Origin of the sequence: Bifidobacterium miconis (genome assembly GCF_019331735.1) — a bacterium.
Taxonomy (GTDB): domain Bacteria; phylum Actinomycetota; class Actinomycetes; order Actinomycetales; family Bifidobacteriaceae; genus Bifidobacterium; species Bifidobacterium miconis.
Window position 1 is genome coordinate 23,164 of sequence record NZ_JAHBBH010000004.1, and the last position, 19,348, is coordinate 42,511.

General features: G+C 66.1%; 15 protein-coding genes and 1 pseudogene. 4 read left to right on the forward strand and 12 right to left on the reverse strand.

Annotated features, from left to right (window positions below):
- Window positions 1-94 precede the first annotated feature (94 nt).
- The gene (locus tag KIH79_RS02235) at window positions 95-1,000 is read left to right on the forward strand and encodes an acyl-CoA thioesterase (RefSeq protein ID WP_219057899.1); all 906 of its coding nucleotides are present in this window, start codon (window positions 95-97) and stop codon (window positions 998-1,000) included.
- A gap of 15 nt (window positions 1,001-1,015) precedes the next feature.
- Here KIH79_RS02235 and KIH79_RS02240 read toward each other — a convergent pair whose 3' ends face one another.
- The 9 genes and pseudogenes from KIH79_RS02240 to KIH79_RS02280 form a co-directional block, all read right to left on the reverse strand.
- Entirely contained in the window at window positions 1,016-1,555 is a 540-nt protein-coding gene (locus KIH79_RS02240; RefSeq protein ID WP_219057900.1) for a DUF3180 domain-containing protein, read from the reverse strand.
- Window positions 1,552-2,019: pseudogene (locus KIH79_RS12740) on the reverse strand (2-amino-4-hydroxy-6-hydroxymethyldihydropteridine diphosphokinase); the annotation flags it as partial. The pseudogene KIH79_RS12740 and the gene KIH79_RS02240, both read right to left, overlap by 4 nt.
- Before the next feature lie 468 nt (window positions 2,020-2,487).
- Window positions 2,488-4,572 carry an ATP-dependent zinc metalloprotease FtsH gene (ftsH, locus tag KIH79_RS02250; RefSeq protein WP_219057902.1) on the reverse strand — a complete coding sequence of 695 codons (2,085 nt, stop codon included), beginning with the start codon at window positions 4,570-4,572 and terminating at the stop codon, window positions 2,488-2,490.
- Entirely contained in the window at window positions 4,569-5,132 is a 564-nt protein-coding gene (hpt, locus tag KIH79_RS02255; protein ID WP_219057903.1) for a hypoxanthine phosphoribosyltransferase, read from the reverse strand. The genes ftsH and hpt overlap by 4 nt, the downstream gene beginning before the upstream one ends.
- Window positions 5,119-6,210, reverse strand: a complete 1,092-nt coding sequence (tilS, locus tag KIH79_RS02260) for a tRNA lysidine(34) synthetase TilS (RefSeq protein WP_219057904.1) — start codon at window positions 6,208-6,210, stop codon at window positions 5,119-5,121. The genes hpt and tilS overlap by 14 nt, the downstream gene beginning before the upstream one ends.
- Window positions 6,211-6,356: 146 nt before the next feature.
- Entirely contained in the window at window positions 6,357-7,856 is a 1,500-nt protein-coding gene (locus KIH79_RS02265; protein ID WP_219057905.1) for a D-alanyl-D-alanine carboxypeptidase/D-alanyl-D-alanine-endopeptidase, read from the reverse strand.
- Between the two features lie 35 nt (window positions 7,857-7,891).
- On the reverse strand, window positions 7,892-9,553 hold the full coding sequence (locus KIH79_RS02270; RefSeq protein WP_219057906.1) for an ABC transporter permease: 1,662 nt from the start codon (window positions 9,551-9,553) through the stop codon (window positions 7,892-7,894).
- Window positions 9,550-10,428, reverse strand: coding sequence for an ABC transporter ATP-binding protein (locus KIH79_RS02275; RefSeq protein WP_219057982.1), 879 nt, complete (start codon window positions 10,426-10,428; stop codon window positions 9,550-9,552). Before KIH79_RS02275 ends, KIH79_RS02270 begins: the two co-directional genes overlap by 4 nt.
- Window positions 10,429-10,543: 115 nt before the next feature.
- The gene (locus tag KIH79_RS02280) at window positions 10,544-11,467 is read right to left on the reverse strand and encodes a glycosyltransferase family 2 protein (protein WP_219057907.1); all 924 of its coding nucleotides are present in this window, start codon (window positions 11,465-11,467) and stop codon (window positions 10,544-10,546) included.
- Between the two features lie 87 nt (window positions 11,468-11,554).
- On the opposite strand from KIH79_RS02280, the gene KIH79_RS02285 reads away from it, so the two are divergent.
- Together KIH79_RS02285 and KIH79_RS02290 are read left to right on the forward strand one after the other, a co-directional pair.
- Window positions 11,555-13,090, forward strand: coding sequence for an AI-2E family transporter (locus KIH79_RS02285; RefSeq protein ID WP_219057908.1), 1,536 nt, complete (start codon window positions 11,555-11,557; stop codon window positions 13,088-13,090).
- Complete coding sequence (locus KIH79_RS02290) at window positions 13,090-14,316, forward strand: glycosyltransferase family 2 protein (RefSeq protein ID WP_219057909.1); 1,227 nt, start codon at window positions 13,090-13,092, stop codon at window positions 14,314-14,316. Before KIH79_RS02285 ends, KIH79_RS02290 begins: the two co-directional genes overlap by 1 nt.
- A gap of 179 nt (window positions 14,317-14,495) precedes the next feature.
- On the opposite strand, the gene fucO is transcribed toward KIH79_RS02290, so the two are convergent.
- Together fucO and KIH79_RS02300 are read right to left on the reverse strand one after the other, a co-directional pair.
- Entirely contained in the window at window positions 14,496-15,647 is a 1,152-nt protein-coding gene (fucO, locus tag KIH79_RS02295; RefSeq protein WP_219057910.1) for a lactaldehyde reductase, read from the reverse strand.
- A gap of 300 nt (window positions 15,648-15,947) precedes the next feature.
- Window positions 15,948-16,796, reverse strand: coding sequence for a sulfite exporter TauE/SafE family protein (locus tag KIH79_RS02300; RefSeq protein ID WP_219057911.1), 849 nt, complete (start codon window positions 16,794-16,796; stop codon window positions 15,948-15,950).
- Between the two features lie 140 nt (window positions 16,797-16,936).
- Here KIH79_RS02300 and KIH79_RS02305 point away from each other — a divergent pair, with 140 nt between their 5' ends.
- Window positions 16,937-17,704: a type III pantothenate kinase gene (locus tag KIH79_RS02305; protein ID WP_219057912.1), complete on the forward strand. Its 768-nt coding sequence runs from the start codon at window positions 16,937-16,939 to the stop codon at window positions 17,702-17,704.
- Between the two features lie 50 nt (window positions 17,705-17,754).
- Here the strand turns inward: KIH79_RS02305 and KIH79_RS02310 are convergent, their stop codons facing one another.
- Window positions 17,755-19,176 (reverse strand): ABC transporter substrate-binding protein, encoded by a 1,422-nt coding sequence (locus KIH79_RS02310; protein ID WP_219057983.1) that lies wholly within the window; start codon window positions 19,174-19,176, stop codon window positions 17,755-17,757.
- Between the last annotated feature and the right edge of the window lie 172 nt (window positions 19,177-19,348).

Sequence of the window (19,348 nt, forward strand, 5' to 3'; positions counted from 1 at the left end):
CCGCGCCTTACGCTCGTTACAAAACTCCCCGCCGCTCTTTACCTCGAGCGGATAAACTGCACACCAGTCACAGTCAAGAGGCAGGAGCAACACGATGACGAAGTCGGATACACTGACACCGCTGGAACGTCTGGTGAAGGTGCTGCGGTTGGGGGAACCGTCCGAATACCGCGGACACTCGTATATCAACGGCGAAAGCCTGTACTTCCCGACGGGCCGCGTCTACGGCGGTCAGGTGATCGCGCAGTCGCTGGTCGCCGCGTCGAAGACGGTCGATCCGGCGCGCCTGCCGCATTCGATCCACGGCTATTTCATCGCGGCCGGCGACATCCGGCAGGATCTGCTGTTCGACGTGGAGAAGCTGCGCGACGGCCGTTCGTTTTCGGCCCGCCGCGTGAACGTCACACAGTCGGAGGGCCCGATCCTGACCGCGATCGCCAGTTTCCAGATCGCCGGACAGTCGGGCGTGGAGTTCGCCGACCCGATGCCGTCCGACGTGCCTGACCCGGAAACGCTGCAAAGCGCGAAGGAGCTCATGGAGCCGTACGCCGACCAGTCGCCGTTCGCGAAGTTCTATGCGAAGAAGTCGCCGTTCGACATCCGTCACGTCACGCAGACGATCATGTTCGGCGCGGACAAGGAGAGCGCCGCGCATGATTCCGGCAAGCAGATGGTGTGGATGAAGGCCGACGGCACGGTCGACGTGCCGCAGGTGATGCACCGCGCGATGCTGGCGCTCGGCTGCGATCAGGTGATGATGGAGCCGGTGCTGCGCCGCGCCGGCCTGAGCATTTCGACGCCGGGCATTTCGTACGCGTCGATCGACCATTCGATGTGGTGGTATCGCGACGTGGACATCAACCAGTGGCATCTGTACGTGCAGGATACGCCGACCGCCGCGCACGGCCGCGGTCTCGGCGTCGCGAAGGTCTATTCGCAGGACGGCGAGCTGGTCGCCGCCATGGCCCAGGAAGCCATGATCCGCGTCCCCCAGCAGTGACGTCGCACCAATCAATCAGTGCCGCGTCTTGACGGCGGCGGGGGCCACGTTGCGACGGGGCTGCGCGGCCTTCATCTTCTCGCTTTCCGGACCGTCCATCGGCGGCAGCTGGCACAGCCACTCCCCCGCAATGCCGATGATCATGTCGATCAGGCACGCCGCGCACGCGATCGCGCATTCGAGCACGGCCTGCGAATAGTAGGCGGCCTCCAGGTGCGAGACGCTGAGCAGGATCTGCCCGCCGTACCATCCGGTGAGCGCCGCGCCGACCAATCCGAGCGACTTGGCGAGCACGAGCGTGGACACGGCCTTCTGCGGGTCCAATGGCTTGAGTTCGGCGCGTTTGCGCGGGTCGGTGGTGGCGTACTTGTGCACCTGCAGCGCCATGACGAGCACGGTCGCGCCGATGAGCAGCAGCAGCGCGGAGATGAACCACGGCACGCCGAGCAGCGCGAGACCGGACACCTCGTCGTATTTGGCGAGCAGCATGCCGCCGAACAGGCCGCAGATCATCGCGACGAGGTAGTACCACCACGGGGTGCGACGTGCCTTCATAAGGTTCCTCCGATGATCCAGTTGTCCGACAGGAGCCCCACGCGTCCGGCGTCGGGGGCCATGGCGAGCAGGAACGACACCGGATCCTTGCCGAGACGGGCTTCGGGATCCATGTCCATCCACGGGGCGAGCACGGCGGCGTGTTCGCGCGCGCTCGGCCACGGCACGCGGCAGTCAGGTTCGTCGCTGGTCACGCCGGGCATGTCCACGAGATCGAGGTCGACGTCGCCGCCGAGCGACGATTCAATGGAACCGAGCGTCGCGACGAGCTGGCGTGCGGCGAGTTTCGTGGTGATCTGCATGACGGCGGCCATCGCGTCCGGCCCGTCGACGTTGCTGACGTGGTACAGCGGCGAGATGCCGTCGACCTGATTGCCGGGGATGCCGTCAAGCGCGACGATCGCCGATCGGAACAGCCGTTCCGCGTCGGTGGACGTGCTGTCCATCGAAATGACGGCCGTGCGGAACGTCGCGTCGCCGACGCCGACCGCGTCGCCGAGCGCGTGGTCGCCGGGATGCCGATCATCGGCGGACGAACGTTCGCCGAACGTCGCAGGACCGTCGCCGAACGACGATTGGACGGCGTCTTCGCGCGCATCGGAGTCCGCGTCGGCATCGGTACTGCCGCCGGGCACGACGCTGACGCGCACCCGTGCTCCGGACAGCATCGTCTCGACGTGCGGATCGTCGCAGTGCACGATGACGTCGACGTGCGCATGGTCGCGCAGCAGCGCGAGCGTCTCCTCGTCAAGGTCATCGGCGTCGACGCGCAGCGTCACGTCGGTCGCGGTTATCTTCATAAGCAATCGTTCCTTCCCGGTCCGTCAGGCCAACGACCCCGGCCAAAGCCTCGCATAAAAACGGCGAGGGACATGTCACGTGCCTGACATGCCCCTCACTGTTCGTTCATATCATCAGCGGTTGCGAACCGATCATTCGCCCGGCTTCATGCCCACCGAACGCTTGAGCGATTCGGGGATCTCGACCGGCGGAAGATCCGAATCCGGACGGCGGTCGTCCGACAGCCACACCGGACGTTCCGGTGCCTTGCGGATGTGCGAGAAGATCTCGGCCAGCTCCTTCTCGTTCAGGGTTTCCTTGACGAGCAGCTGGCGGACGAGCTCGTCGAGCACGTCACGGTTCTCGTTGATGATGTTCCACGCCTCGGTGTGCGCGGTCTCCACGAGCTGGCGGACCTCGTCGTCGATGATCTCGGCGGTCTGGTCGGAGTACTTGTGCGGCGCGAGCGCGTCGTAGTCGGCACCGTTCGTGTCGTCGGTGCCCCACTTGATCGCGCCGAGCTTCTTCGAGAAGCCGTATTCGAGCACCATCGTGCGGGCGATGTTCGTCGCCTTTTCGATGTCGTTGGACGCGCCCGTGGTCGGGTCGTGGAACACGATCTCCTCGGCGGTGCGGCCGCCCATCGCGTACGCCATCTGGTCGAGCAGCTGGTTGCGCGACTGCGAGTAGCGGTCGGAGGTCGGCATGACGGCCGTGTAGCCGAGCGCGCGGCCTCGCGGCAGGATCGTGACCTTGGTGACCGGGTCGGTGTTGTGCAGCGCGGCGGCGACGAGCGCGTGGCCACCCTCGTGGTATGCGGTGTTGCGCAGCTCGTCGAGCGCCATGCCCTTGGAGCGGCGCTTCGGGCCGGCCTGCACGCGGTCGATGGCCTCGTCGATGGCGCGGTTGTCGATCAGCTGCGCGCCGGCGCGGGCGCACAGGAGCGCGGCCTCGTTGAGCACGTTCGCGAGGTCCGCGCCGGTGAAGCCCGGCGTGCGCACGGCGACCATGTGCAGGTCGACGTCCGGCACGAACGGCTTGCCCTTGGCGTGCACCTTAAGGATCTGCTCGCGGCCTTCGAGATCCGGGGCCTCGACGGCGACCTGACGGTCGAAGCGGCCCGGGCGCAGCAGCGCGGGGTCGAGCACGTCGGGACGGTTGGTCGCGGCGATGATGATGAGGTTGGTGTCGTTGTCGAAGCCGTCCATTTCGACGAGCAGCTGGTTGAGCGTCTGCTCGCGCTCGTCGTGGCCGCCGGACATGCCGGAGCCGCGCTTGCGGCCGACGGCGTCGATCTCGTCGATGAAGATGATCGCGGGCGCGTTCTTCTTCGCCTCGTCGAACAGGTCGCGCACGCGGGAGGCGCCGAGGCCGACGAACATTTCGACGAAGTCGGAGCCGGCCATCGAATAGAACGGCACGCCCGCCTCGCCGGCGATGGCTCGCGCGAGCAGTGTCTTGCCGGTGCCCGGAGGGCCGTACAGCAGCACGCCGCGCGGGATGCGCGCGCCGAGCGCCTTGTACTTGGACGGATCCTTGAGGAAGTCCTTGATCTCCTCGACCTCCTGCACGGCCGCGTCCTCGCCGGCCACGTCGGCGAACTTGGTCTTCGGGGTCTGGCCGTCGAGCAGCTTGCCGTTGTTCTTCTTGCCGCCCATGCCGAACATGCCGCCGGCGCCGCCCATGTTGCGCATGAGCAGCCACCACATCGCCACGATCAGGACGATCGGGAACAGCATGTTCGCCAGATAGCTGAGGATGCCGCTCTGGCGCATGGTGGTGTTCCAGCCGTTGGTCGGATTGGCCTTGTTGATGAGCTGGACGACCTGCGCGCTCTGCGCGTACGCATAGTAGAACTGGACGTTCTTGCCGTAGTTGCGTGTCTTGCCGGTGGTCGGGTCGGCCTTCACGTAGTCGTTGGGCAGTTCGAGCTTGACCTGCTGCGTGTTGTCGACGATCTCCGCGTACTTGATGTCGGAGGACTGCAGCAGCGAGATGCCGTCCTTCGTGTCGATGGTCTGCGCGCCGGTGCCGGTGAAGATCTGGAACGAGACGATCGCGATGACGACGATCAGCACGCCCCACAGCCACGGGGACTGCCAGAACGGCTTCTTGCCGTTGTTGTTCTCGTTGTTGCCGTTGCCGCCGTCGTTGCTGCGGTTGAACGGATTGCCGTTGAAGGGGTTGAACGGGTTATTGTTGTTGCCCGGTCCCTGCGGCCCCTGAGGGTAGCTCATGCATTGTCTCCTTGATACACTGCGGGCTTGAGCACTGCGATCGAATCGAGGTTGCGGTAGCGCTCGTCATAGTCGAGTCCGAATCCGACGACGAATTCGTCGGGAATCTCATAGCCGTGGTATTTCACGTCGACGTCGACCTCGCGACGGGACGGCTTCTCGAGCAGCGCGAAGATCTCGACCGAGGCGGTGCCGCGCCGCTTGAGCTCGTCGACCAGCCATGCGAGCGTGCGCCCGGAGTCGATGATGTCTTCGACGATGAGCACGTGGCGTCCGCGCACGTCGGTGGACAGGTCCTGTCGAATCGTGACCTCGCCGCTCGACACGGTGCCCGAGCCGTAGCTGGACAGGCTCATGAAGTCGAGCTGGACGGGGATGCTCATCGCCTGCGAGAACGCGGCGATCGTGTTCACGGCCCCCTTGAGCACCGCGATCAGCAGCGGGTTCTTGTCGCGGTAGTCGTCGCTCGCCTGCGCGGCGACCTCGCGTATTTTCTCGTCGATCCGTTCTTTGCTGACCAGCTCGTGGTCGATATCATTGTGCACATCAGCGATTCGCATGCCCACCATCTTGGCACACGCGAATGACGTGTTTCTGACGAAATACTGAATAACCTCTGGAAAGTTGCACAGCGGACTGGCCGTGCCAGTCGGCCACGAGACGGTCGACGGATTCGATCTGACGGGCGGTGGCCGGCACCCCCGCGGAGGCCAGACCGTGGGCGATGACGCGCGCGCGGATCGCGGGATGCTCGGCTTCAAGCGCCCTGACGGACCATCGCAGCACGTCGCCGGCAGGGTCGAGCCTCGCACGGGCGGCCGCGGCGTCCGCCTGCATGTCCATATATTCCTTGTCGCGGCGGACGGGGCGCGCCCCTTCGGCCAGATGCGCGACGATATCTCGTCCGGCGAAATCCTCAAGGAACGGGATCAGCCCGTGGCGAATGCGCGACCGCAGCGGCAGCGCGGCACCAAGGGATTCGGTCGGGAATGCGGCGTCCCCATTGGTCGGATCATCCCACCATGCAAGGCCCAGATCCTCGCAGATGCCGGTGGTGTCGGCGCGCGTGAGCCCGAGCAGCGGACGCGCGTAACGCACGCCGTCGCGCGCGAACACGGCGGGCATGCCGGCGAGCGCGTCGACGCCGGCGGATCGCAGCAATCCGATGAGCACGGTTTCGGCCTGATCGTTCTTCGTGTGCGCAAGCAATACGACGCGCGCGTCCCGTTCCCGGGCGATGGCGGCGAGGGCCGCGTATCGCGCGTCGCGCGCGGCGGCCTCTGCTCCCCTGCCGTCGTCGACGACGTCGACGCGACGCACGATGACCGGGTCGAGTCCGAGCGTGCGGCAGCGGCCGGCGGCCTCATCGGCGATCCGGTCCGAGTCGGCCTGCATGCCGTGATCGACGATCGCCGCGCCGCAGCGCACGCCGAGCGTCGCGCACACGGTCCGGGCGAGCGCGGCCAGGGCGATCGAATCGCGCCCGCCGGAGCAGGCGACGAGCACGAGCGGCGCGTCCGCGTCGGGCTCGTGCTCCCCGTGCCGGGTGAACCGCTCGTCCTGCACGCCGATGCCGAGCTCTGCGAGCGTGGCGCGCACGGCCCCGATCCCGGCCTTCATCCTTCCCGAATACGCCATATTCTTTCCTTGTCGTTCGACGCCTTACGATGCTGGCGGAGCCTCGGCTCCCTCGGCTGAGGGAGCTGTCAGCCGACAGGCTGACTGAGGGAGTGTCACGGCCGCAAGGCCGCCAACAACACAGCGTCGCGCGCAGCGCGATTCCATTACAGTCTCGCCAGATCGTCGACGAACCGGTCGATGGCGGCGCGCGCGGCGACCATGTCGTCGGGCTTGTTGACGATCACGGCGAACGCGAGCGCCCCGCCGCCGAGTCGCGACACGTTGCCGGTCATCGACGTGACCTCGCCGAGGCTGCCGGTTTTCACGCGCAGCAGTCCGGCCGTGTCCGCGCTGACCGCCCGGTTGAGCGCGGTGCCGACGAGCCCGGGTATGGACAGTCCTTCGGCCGCGGCGGCCGCTCCGGAGACGGTGAGATTGCGCGCCTGCACGGCGGCCAGCGTGCGCACGGTGAGCCGCGAGCCGGGCGTGAGTCCGGAGCAGTCGGCCATGGTCAGGCCGGTCGTGTCGACGCCGAGCGTGCCGAGGGCTTTGCGCACGGCCGCCACGCCGCCTTTCGGCGAGTTCTCCTCGCCGAGCTTGAGCGCGGTGAGCCGGCCGAATTCCTCGGCGAGCGTGTTGTCGGAATGCTGCAGCGCGAACGCGAGGATTTCGGCGAGCGTCGCGGAGCTGACGGACGCGATGGGGCTGGCGTTGTCCGGCGCGGCGCCGTCCGTCACGTCGCCGTTCACGGTGATGCCCTGTTCGGCGAGCCGCGCGGCGAATGCGTCGGCCGCGTCGGCGTCGGTGTGCTGGCTGAGCTGCGGATATGCGCTGAAGATGTCCGGGTCGGCGGGGGCGCCTCCGTCCCATTGCCGGCCGCCGTCGATGGCCATGGAGCTCACGCCCGTGTAGTACAGGTTGCCTTCGTTGTTCTCATCGATGCCGTCCGGGTAGCGGTCGGCGCCGAACAGCGTGTCGTCGAGGGCGAGCGTGACCGTGCCGATGCCGCGCGCCTTGAGCGCGGCGGCGGTGTGCGCGGCGAGGGTGGCGAGTCCGGCGCGCCCGTTGACGTGGTCGGGGTCGCTTGTCCCGGAGCCGAGCAGCATGTCGCCGTTGCCTTTAAGCACGAGGCTGGCGCTGCCATCGTCGTGCTGGACGAGATAGGTCTGCGTCTCGAACGTGGATCCCATGTCGAGCGTGGACGCGGCGGCGAGCGCGGTCAGCGTTTTCATGGTCGATGCGGGCTCGCGCGGCGTGTCCGCGTTGCGTTGCGCGACCGGATTGCCGTTCGCGTCGGTGATGATCACCGAATACGAGTCGCCCACGCCGTCCGTTGTGCCGAACGCGTCGATGAGCGCCGCGGCGGCGGACTTGTCGACCGCGCGCGTCGCGTCGAGCGTGCCGGCGACGGAGCCTGCGGCGAGCGCGTCGGGGGCGTCGGGGATCGTCCGGCGCGTCACCTGTCGCAGGGTGAGCGGTCCGGGCATGAGGTCGGCGATGTCGAGTGCGACGTATCCCGCGCACAGGGCCACGGTGACGATCGCGGACACGATGACGGTGACCGTGCGGCGTCGCGCGGTCCTTCGGCGTTGCGGCTGTTGCGTCGTCCCGTCCTGCACGTCGCGCTCCTTACTGTCTGCTGTCGTCTGTATCGGCGTGTGCATCGACCGTTCGGCCGGCCGCGCCACGCCGTCCAAGCTTATTTCTGCAGTGACGCGAACGAGTCGAGCGTCGCGACGATCGACAGCATCCGCGCGTCCATCAGCTTACCGCCGAGCCATGTACCAACCGCGAGCACGGCCGCGCCGTTGGCGAGCGACACGGGAATCAGCAGCCAGTACAGGCCGTCGAACGCGCCGGCGACGAGCAGCGCGATCGCGACGATGCCGGTCGGCAGCATGGCGAGCAGGCTGCCGAACATGTAGACGAACGGGAAGAAGCCCTGCGCCATCGCGCGGCCCTGTGGTGCGGAGAACGGCTTGTCGAGCGAGGCGACCGGATACATGAGCGTGCACGACGTGATCTCCGCGAGTCCCAGCGCCGCGAACGCGACGCCGATGCCGAGCGCGGCGAACGTCGCGCCCGTGAGCAGTCCGGACGGGCTGGCCCAGTCGCCGGTGAAGACCGCGATCGCGACGGCGAGCAGCAGCAGGTAGGCGACGATGATGCCGGCGTACACGCGCACACGGCCGATGCGGTCGGTGAGTCCCGGCACTCCGGCGATGACCTGCATGGTGAAGCCGCGGCCTTCGTAGGCGAGGCCGTTGCTTTCGGCGATGGCCACCATCCAGCCGGACATGACGAGCGAACCCCACACCATGCCGGGCATGGCGCGCGACTGCAGGCCGAAGACGATGGCGAAGAACACGGGCATGACGAACATCATCGCCTGGCGCGGGTCGCGTCTGAGATACGTGATCAGGCGCGCGGAGACGGCGCCGGACGGCGAGTCGGGCATGGTGCCGAACGCGCCGACGCCCTTGGCCGTGACCGTTTTCTCCGCCGCGCCGACAGTGAGCCGCTCGCGCCTGAGGCACCACACGCACCCCGCAAAACAAGCGGCCCATGCGGCGGCGAGGATCGCGACGCGCACGGCGAACGCCAGCCAGTCGCCGACGAGCGCGTCGTACGGCAGCTGGAACGCGGCGCCGAACGGCGTCCATGCCATGACGTTCGCGGCTCCCCACGCCGCGTCGAGGCTCATGCTGTCGGCCGCGCCCGAGTTGACGAGGATGTTCGGCAGCTGGCAGACGGAGACGAACAGCACGACGATGACCATGTAGGACGCGCCCTGCCCGCGCTTGGACGTGATGAGCGTGGTGGCGAGCGCGAGCAGCAGCTTGGACACGCTCATCATGGTGACGACGGCGAGCGGCGCGGCGACAAGGGCCGCGAGCACGACGGCCGGGCCCATCGCTCGGTAGGCGAGCGACCAGAGCATGAGCGAGAGCACGCCGGTGATCGCGGGGATGCCGGACAGCCCGGACAGCAGCAGGCCCAACTGGAGTTCGCGGTCGGGAATGCCGTAGAGCGCGAACTTGCGCGGGCTCATCGTGGAGCCTTCTCCGAGCAGCATGATCTGCACGAGGCCGACCATGAGCGTGATCGACGCGCCGACGAGCACGACGGCCGCGTTGACGATGCCGTGCGGCCCGAGCACGTTGATGGGGACCATGTCGGGCCGGAACCGCACGAACGCGGCCCAGTCGCCGATGTTCCACGCGGCGGACGCGGTGGCGATGACCGTACCGACGGCGAACAGGATCGCGAACACGTAGGCGACGGTCTGCCACACGGATGTGGTGAGCGTGGCGCGGGTGAGCGCCCAGCGCATGCGCACGAGCGTGAGTGCGGCGTTCATGAGCGGGCTCCCGGCGCGGCCGGATCCGCGGCGGACGCGGCGGACGCGCCGCCGTCGAGCCAGGCGATGTGCGCGGCGGCGTGCCGGCCGCCGACCAGCTGGAGGAAGCGGTCCTCGAGATCCTCGCCGGCGGCGACCTCGTCGACCGTGCCGGCCGCGCACACCTGGCCGTTGTTCACCACGGCCACGTGTGTGCACATCTTCTCGACGAGCGCCATGACGTGCGAGGAGATGATGACCGTGCCACCGGTCTTCGCGTATTCGATGAGAATGTCCTTGAGGTTCGCGCTGGAGACCGGGTCGACCGACTCGAACGGCTCGTCGAGGACGAGGATGCGCGGGCTGTGGATCATCGCGGAGGCGAGGCAGATCTTTTTGGTCATGCCGGCCGAATAGTCGGAGACCATCGTGTTCGCCGCCTGCGTCAGGTCGAACGCGGCGAGCAGGTCGTTCGCGCGCGCGACCGACTCGGCGCGGGGCATGCCGCGCAGCATGCCCGAATAGACGAGCAGCTGCAGGCCGGTGAGCCGGTCGAAGATCTGGCCGGGCTGCGGCATCACGCCGATCGCGCGCTTGGCCGCGTTCACGTCGCTCCACACGTCGCGGCCGAGGATCATCGCCAGACCGCCGTCCGGCACGAGCAGGCCGGTGACCATGTTGAGCGTGGTGGTCTTGCCCGCGCCGTTCGGGCCGACCAGTCCGTAGAACGAGCCGACCGGAATGTCGAGCGACAGGCCGTTGACGGCGACCTTCTCGCCGAAGCGCTTGAACAGGCCACGAATGGAGACCGCCGCGGCCGGATTCGGCGGCACCGGCTGCGGCGGATACGGATACGGTTGCGACTGCGACTGGACTGGCCGGGGCGCCGTCATCATCGGCGGCTGCTGCGGCTGAAAACCAACATTTCCCTGAGTGTTGTCTATGCTCATACATCCACTCTAGACCAGCGGTTCACAACACGCCGTCATCCCGTGGACGGGTGTGTACCCGCTACTCGTGCTTTTCGTCGTACTCTTCGTCGGTGGGGGTTTCGTCGTAGAGTTCGTGGCCCTGCTTCTCGGCGATCTTCATCTGCTCGTTGATCCACGCGGCCTCGGCCGGGTTGATGTCGGCGGTGTTGAGCACCTTCTGCCAGACGGGATAGAACAGGTGCATCGCCGGATACATGGCGGTGAACAGGATTTCCGGCTTGTGCTTGCGCCAATGCTGCGGATGCGCATCGAACGTGTTCTTGAACCGCCTCATGTAGTTGAGGAACGAGCCGAGCGACGTGTCCATGCGGCGCGCGCTCATGCCGGCGATCATGCGCGGCGAGTACACGGTCTTGAGCCCCTTGCCGATCAGGTGCAGCGACAGGTCGATGTCCTCGTGCATCACGTCGGACTTGTCGCGGCACACTTCGCCCGCGATCTGCCGCCACGCGCTCGCCCGCACGGCCATGTTCGAGCCGAACAGCAGCGGCTGGCCGCCGTCGGCGCGGTAGATGCGCTTGCGGATCGAATTGTCGCCCTTGAGCCCGAAGTGGCGCGACGGCATGTCGTAGTACATCACCGGTCCGGTCGCGCCCATCGCCTCCGGATCCTCGGTGAAGATGCCGGCGACGACCTCCACCCAGTCGGGCTTGATCATGCAGTCCGCGTCGAAGCGGCCGAGCACGTCGCCCGTGGCTGCGTTCAGGCCGAAGTTGCGCGTCGGGATCAGGCCCTGCTCCTCGTTCTGGTGCAGCAGCTTGATCGGCGCCTCCGGGTGCTCGGCCATGAAGCGCTCCACGATCGCGCACGTATTGTCGGTCGAACGGTTGTCGACGACGATGATCTCGTACGGCATCACGGTCTGCCTGACGGTGTTGAGCAGGCAGTCGGCGATGCGTTCGGCTTCGTTCCAAGCGGGAATGACGATCGAAACATTCAGCATATCTTCAGCATACAAGCGCGGCGCGAACTGACGCATCGTTCGCGGGGACCATGTCGAAATGACCCGCCGACGTTAGAATGGGGAGCCATGACCAAGCAGGATGAGCAAAGAATCGATTTCGCCTCCGTGTTCCCGGCCAAGGGCGATCCGCGCAAGCCGCCGGACTGGTGGGGCCGTGGCCTGCTGTATGCGGCGATCGCCGTGTTCCTGTCGATTTTCGTGTGGCAGTCGTGGGGCAAGATCGACTACATCGTGCTCGATCTGGTGATTTCCGTGTTCCTCGCGCTCGCGATGGAGCCAATGGTGCTCATCATGGTGCGGCACGGCTGGAAGCGCGGGATTGCGTCCGCGATCACGCTGATCGGACTGACGGTGATCGTCGTCGCCCTGTTCTCGCTGTTCGGCTCGATGTTCGTGCAGCAGGTGATCTCGATGGTGCGCGGACTGCCGGCGCTCTACGATCAGATCAAGGACGCGGTCGAACAGTATTCGACCTTCCGCATGCCCGAGATCGACAGTCTCGGTACGGAGATCTTCAAGAACCTGCAGACCTCGTGGGTGACGAACTTCGCCGGTCAGGCGCTCAACACCACGGTCGGCCTGTTCAGCGCGCTGCTCAACATCATGACCGTGTTCATGGTCACGTACTACATGTCGGCGGCGGGCCCGAAGATGCGCCGCAGCATGTGCCAGTGGCTCGGCGACAGCCAGCAGCGCCGCTTCCTGCTCGCGTGGACGATCGTGCAGGACCAGATCTCCGGCTTCCTGTTCTCGCGTTCGATCCTCGCGCTCATCAACGCGACGTGCACGGCAATCTTCCTCGAGATCATCCACGTACCGTACTGGCTGCCGCTGGCGCTGTTCTGCGGCGTCGTCTCGCAGTTCATTCCGACCGTCGGCACGTACATCGGCGGCGCACTGCCGGTCGTGTTCGCGTGGGGGTCGAACGGCATCTGGTATGCGGTGGGCGTGCTCGTGTTCATCACCGTCTACCAGCAGTTCGAGAACCTGATCCTCTCGCCGAAGATCTCCGAACGCACGATGGACCTGAACCCGGCGATCGCGTTCCTCGCGGTGCTCGTGTTCGGCTCGGTGTTCGGCGCGCTCGGCGCGTTCCTCGCGCTGCCCATCACGGCCAGCCTGCAGGCGATCTTCAAGGTGTACACGAAGCGCTACGAGCTGGTCGACTCCCCGTTGCTGTACGACCCGGACACGGTGAAGAAGTCGAAGGTCGTCGAGGGCGCGGAGGCGTTCGGCGAGCATGTGATCAAGCCGGTGAGCAGCCACATGCCGCGCGCGGCCAAGGGATCGAGCGCGCGCGTGCCGATGAACGAGGAGCTGCAGCATCTGGCGGAGCAGGTGTATCACCTGCCGACCGCGCAACAGCTCGACGAGTCGGAGACGATGGCGATCCCGAAGGGCGTGCTCGGCAAGTGGGACGAGGAACGGCACGGCGTGGCCGGACTGGCCGGCACCGAAGACGACGGCGACACTGCGGCCGGCTCCGATGCCGACGCGGCAACCACGGCGCCCGAACGGCCGGCGTCCGTCACGCCGGCATCGGGACAGTCCGCGACGCCGCGCAAGCCCGCATCCGACAATCCCAGAAGCAGGTGGCGCTGATGGCACTCCTGTCCATACTCGACATCCTCATGTACATCGTCGGCACCGTCGGCATCGTGTATCAGGCGATCTGCGTCGTCATTTCGCTCGTCGCCAAGCCGATCACGTTCCCCGACGCGCCGATGGACCGCCGTTACGCCGTGCTCATCTCCGCGCGCAACGAGGAGGGCGTCGTCGGCAATCTCATCGACGATATCCAGTCGCAGACGTATCCGAGCAGGCTCGTCGACATCTGGCTCGTCGCCGACAACTGCGACGACCACACCGCCGATCTGGCCCGGTCCAAGGGATGCCATGTCATCGAACGCTTCAACAAGGAGCTCGTCGGCAAGGGCTACGCGCTCACCTACCTGCTCGACCGGATGAACGAGTCGGGCGCTTCCGACCGGTACGACGCGTTCTTCGTGTTCGACGCCGACAATCGGCTCGACAGGCACTACTTCGAGGAAATGAACAAGGCGTTCCAGTCCGGGTTCAGGATCCTGACCAGCTACCGCAATTCGGTGAACCTGTCCGACAACTGGGTGTCGAGCGGTTCGGCCCTGTGGTTCATCCGCGAGTCGCGCTTCCTGAGCGCCTCGCGCATGCGCCTCGGCACCAGCTGCCATGTGGGCGGCACCGGCTTCATGTTCTCGAAGGAGGTCATGCAGCGCAACAAGGGCTGGAAGTTCCACCTGCTCACCGAGGATCTGGAGTTCACGATGGACTCGGTGCTGCACGGCGACCGCATCGGCTATTGCGGCACGGCGATCCTGTACGACGAGCAGCCGGTCACGTTCCAGCAGAGCTGGCGTCAGCGACTGCGCTGGAGCAAGGGATTCCTGCAGGTGTTCCGCTATTACGGCCCGGCACTCATCAAACGCGCGGTGCGCGAGCGCGACTTTTCGGCGGTCGATTTCACGCTGCTGCTGTGCCCGTTCACCGTGCTGGCGATCATGCGCATGCTGCTGGGATGGCTGTTCGCCGCGTGCGGGTTCGTGACGTGGCAGTCGCAGGTGCAGTCGCTGTTGGGATGGTCGAACGGCATTGTGATGGCGGTGCTGACGATGATGGCGCTCGCCGCGCTCACGATCATCGTGGAGCGCGACCATATCGGCGCGACCAACAAGGAGCTGTTCGCCTATGTGCTGAGCTTCCCGATCTACATGCTCAGCTACGTGCCGATCTCCTTCCAGGCGATCTTCGCCAAGGCACAGTGGAAGCCGATCGCGCACAAAGGCGCGTGAGGCATTCTCGCCGCCCTCTGGTTCCCGGGATTGCTTCGTGAACATCCCGGGAACCGAGGTCTGTTCATATGAACATGCGCAAGCCCGGAATCATGGGATTCATGGTTCCGGGCTTGTTTGATATTGTGCGGTTTCCGGTTCCCGGGATTATCGGGGGCGATCCCGGGAACCGGAACCCGTCACATCAGCGACTTGTAGATCGCGAGGATGTCCTCTTCGGTGGCCTTGCGCGGGTTGCCCGGCGTGCACACGTCGTTGAACGCGTCGTGGGCGAGCGGCGCCAGATCGGCCTCGGTGGCGCCGACCTCGGAGATCGTGGTCGGGTTCTTGAGGTCCACGGTCAGCTGGTGCACGGCCTGCACGGCCTCCTCGCGCACCTTCTCGAGGTCGCCGGTGTAGGCGTCCTCGACGCCGAACGCGTCCGCGATGTCGCGGTACTTCTCGCCGGTGAAGTCCTTGTTGTACTCCATGACCGGTGCCAGCAGGATGCCGTTGGCGACGCCGTGAGCCACGCCGAGGCGGCCGCCCAGCGGGTGGGCCATGCCGTGCACCAGGCCGAGGCCGACATTGGAGTAGGCCATGCCGGTGATGTAGGACGCGTACGCCATCTGCTCGCCGGCCGGGATGTCGCCGTCGGCGGACTTGGCGAGGTTCTTGGCGATCATGCGGATGGTCTGCATGGACAGGCAGTCGGACAGGCTCCACGCGCCCGGCGTGATGTAGCCTTCGATCGCGTGGGTCAGCGCGTCGAGGCCGGTGGCGACCTTGAGACCGCGCGGCATGGAGTCCGTGAGGTCGGGGTCGACGAACGCGACGATCGGGATGTCGTGCGGGTCGACGGCGACGAACTTGCGCTTGTTCGCGGTATCGGTGATGACGTAGTTGATGGTCGTCTCGGAGGCGGTGCCGGCGGTGGTCGGCACGCCGAAGATCGGCACGGACGGGTTCTTCGTGTCCGCCACGCCTTCGAGGGAGAGCACGTCGGCGAACTCCGGGTTGGCGGTGATGATGCCGATGCCCTTGCAGGTGTCCTGCGGCGAGCCGCCGCCGAGGCCGATCAGGAAGTCGGCGCCGGATTCGGCGAACTTGGCGACGCCATCCTGAATGCATTCGACCGGCGGGTTCGGCTTGACGTTGGAGAACACCTCATACGGCATGCCGGCCTCGTCGAGCACTTTGGTGACCTTCTCGGCGGTGCCGGTCTCGAGCAGCACCGGATCGGTGACGATGAACGCCTTGGTGAAGCCGTGCGACTTCGCAACGGCCGGGATCTCCTTGATCGCGCCACGGCCGAAATAGGCGGTCTGATTGAAGATCATGCGATAGACCATACTGGTTCTCCTTCGAAACAGCGGCCGCGGAACGTCCCCGTTCGCGTGGCCTTGCGGTTGTCAACGGCTCCCATCCTAGCGCGCTTGCCGGGATTTTGCTGGGAACGCGATGCAGACACGCGGAAAATTACCGTTCGGTCACCCTCAATCCGGTCATAATCCCACATATGGGGACGACATGCCCAATGCTTTGTCGAATGTACACTGCTGCATTCCTTTTCTCGGCGCCCCTTGTCAGGGGAGCTGTCACGCAGTGACTGAGGGGTAGTCAGAATCCATCGCATTAAGCCCGACAAAGTACTAGTTGCCATGCGTCGCGCGCGTCGCCTTGACCGCTGTCCACGTGCTGCGCACCGCGAGGAATGTCAGCCACGCGGCGAACAGCAGCGACCCCGCTCTCGGCGTGATCCATCCGGCGATGAACGTGCCGAGCGGCGCGGTCACGATCGCGCAGCAGCCGATGATCAGGCCGCTCTTCAAATGCACGATCCCGCGCTTCCAGTTGGCCACCGTGCCGGAGATCGCGCCGGGGAACATCACCAGCAGCGACGTGCCGCGCGCCATCAGATCACTCGCACCGAACAGGAACGAAAGTGCGGGCATCATGATCGCCCCGCCGCCGATGCCGAGCACGCCGGCAAGCGCGCCCGTCACGACTCCCAGCAGCACCAGAAACAGCCCGGACCACACGTGCAGCACGATGTGCCCCTCGCGCGGCGGCGTGAACGTGACCTGCTGGACGATCACGAAAATCAGGAACACCACCCAAATCCAGCGCAACGCGACTTCCGGCAGGCGGCTGAGCAGCAGCGAGCCGAGCTGGCTGCCGGCGATCACGCCGAGCGCGAGCAGCAGCGCGGCGATCCAGTTCACGTTGCCTTCGGTCGCGTACGAGACGACGCCGGAAATCGACGTGGGCACGATCGCGGCGAGCGACGTCGCGGCCGCGTGCCGCTGGCTCAGACCGAGCCAGACCAGTGCGGGCACGATGATCGTGCCGCCGCCGATGCCGAACAGGCCGGACAGCAGGCCGCACGCGAGCCCGACGCAGATCAGCACGACAACGCCGCGCCGGTCGAGCCGTTCAAGTCCGCCGCCGTCAGTCGTCGCGGCCGATATCGCGGCTGGCTGATTTTCGTTCGTTTCCATGCGTTCTCCCATACGCGCCACTGTACTCGCCGGCCGCGCTCGCCGACGGGAAATTGCCGTCGATTGCCCGCATTGCGGCGCTAGACTGGTGTGCAATCGTGCGTCCAACCGGCGCGCAACGTCCAACGGAGGGATTTCCCATGCTTGTCGCGGTCGACATCGGCAACACCAACATCGTGCTCGGATTCATTGAGAACGGCCGCATCGTCGGCACGTACCGCATTTCCACCAAGGCGCACCACACGTCGGACGAGTACGGGCTGATGATCACGCAGTTCCTCGGTTTCAGCCGGTTCACGCCGGACGACGTGGACGACGTGATCGTCTGCTCGGTGGTGCCGAAGGTGATGCACTCGTTCCGCGCGAGCATCGTCAAGTTCCTGGGACTGGAACCGATGATCGTGGGACCGGGCGTCAAGACCGGCATGAACATCCGCATCGACGACCCGAAGTCGCTGGGCGCGGACTGCCTGTCGGACTGTGTGGGCGCGTACGCGGAGTACGGCGGGCGCGTGTTGGTGGCCGATTTCGGCACGGCGACGACGTTCAACTACGTGGACGCCACGGGCACGATCACCTGCGGGCTGATCACGACGGGCATCCGCACGGCCGCGGCCGCGCTGTGGGGCGAGACCGCGCAGCTGCCGGAGGTGGAGATCATGCGCCCGCGCTCGATCCTGGCGACCGGCACGAAAACGGCGATGCAGGCGGGCCTGTACTACAACTTCCTCGGCGGCATCGAACGCACGATCCAGCAGTTCCACGCAGAGATCCCCGAGGACTTCACCGTGGTGGCGACCGGCGGGCTGGGGCGCGTGTTCAAGGACGACACGGATCTGATCGACGTGTACGATCCGGACCTGATCTTCAAGGGCATGGAGGAGATCTACCGGCGCAACGCGCGGTAGGCATGGCATGAGCGGTCGGCGCCCGGTTATCGGAGACCGTCCGCCGACCGCTATTCGATGGTGAAGCCCTGGTTGAAGCCGTACTCTTCGAGGTCCTTCTGCCATGAGGCGATGCCGTCGGTCAGCGCGATGCGCTTGCCGGGATGCTCGGGCAGTTTCGGCGGCTTGCCGTTGGAGCCCACCACGCCGGCCTCGATGCGCGCGACGGCCTGATCGTACTTGTATTTGGCCGTGGACCAGTCGTACGCCTTGCCGACGGTCGAGGAGAAGTCGTTGCGCGCGTACACCTCGAACGGCAGGTACTGGTAGCCGGTGGACACGGTTTCGGCCGCTTCGGACAGCACGCGGTTGTAGCGTTGCCCGCCGAAGTACGGGATGGCGATGCCGCGCTCGTCGGTGACAGTGGTCTTGTCGAGGAAGTCCGCATTGTTGAGCGTGTCCTTGTCGGCGGGGAACGATCCGCCGTCGACGCGCGTGGCGATGCCCTTCCTGCTGTGGCACACGTAGTCGAGGAAGCGGAACGCAGCGTCCGGCTTGCGGCTGGATTGCAGCACGGACAATGCCGATCCGCCGTTTTCCGCGTTGGCCGGCCTGCCGTCGGCGGTCGGCATCTGCGCGACGCGCCACAGTCCGGAGCCTCCCGGCACGTCGGACAGGAGCAGCGACGGCATCCACGCGCCGGCGAACACGGACGCGACCGCGCCGGAGCCGAGCTTGCGCTTCCATGACTCGGACCATGTCGTCGAGCGCGTGTCAACGAGTCCTTCGTCGATCATCTTCTGCCAGAACACGGTGAACGTTTTGGTGCCCGCGTCGTCGGCGAGGTCGATGGTCACGGTCTTGCCGTCGTTCGACGTGTGGAACGGGCGGCCGCCAGCGAGCCAGATCATCGCGTCGTAGAAGCTCGCGTCGCCCGAGTCGGCGGCGATGTACACGCCGATCTTCTGGAGCTTCTTCGCGGCCTCGTAGTAGTCGTCCCATGTGCGGATCTTCGTTGCGTCCACGCCGGCCTGACGGAACACGTCCTCGTTGTAGAAGAACGCCATCGGGCCGGAGTCCATCGGCAGGCCGTACACGCGCCCGCCGAGATGCACGGACGCCCACGTGCCGGGCGTGTACACGCTGTCGTAGCCGTCCACACGGTCGGTGATGTCGAGCAGCTGGCTGCTGACCGCGTACTGCGGCAGGGCGAAGTATTCGAGCTGCGCGATGTCGGGCAGCCCGTAGCCGTCCTGGATCGCGCTGTTGAGATTCTCGTAGCCGCTCGTGTTCTTGATGGTGATGCGGATGTCCGGATTGGCTTTTTCGAAGTCGCGCGCCAGCGTGCCCATGCTGGGCTCCCACGACCATACGACGAGTTCGGTGCGCGTGTCCCGTTGCCCGCATGCGGCGAGCGCGAGTATGGCGGCAAGCGCGCAGACGGCGGCGATCACGCGTTTCGACGCACGCTTGTTCACCCGTCGTTGTGGCATCATGCCTGCACCCCGCCGTCCTTATCCGCGATTGGATCGCACCGTTCCATCATCGTATCGAGTGTACGACACCGCCCTGAGCACGCGGAATCGCAGCATGCGCAGCTTCCCGGCGAGGCGATTCGGGCAGACCTTCGGAGAAACACCCCGCTTGGAGACACCCCAGCGAAGC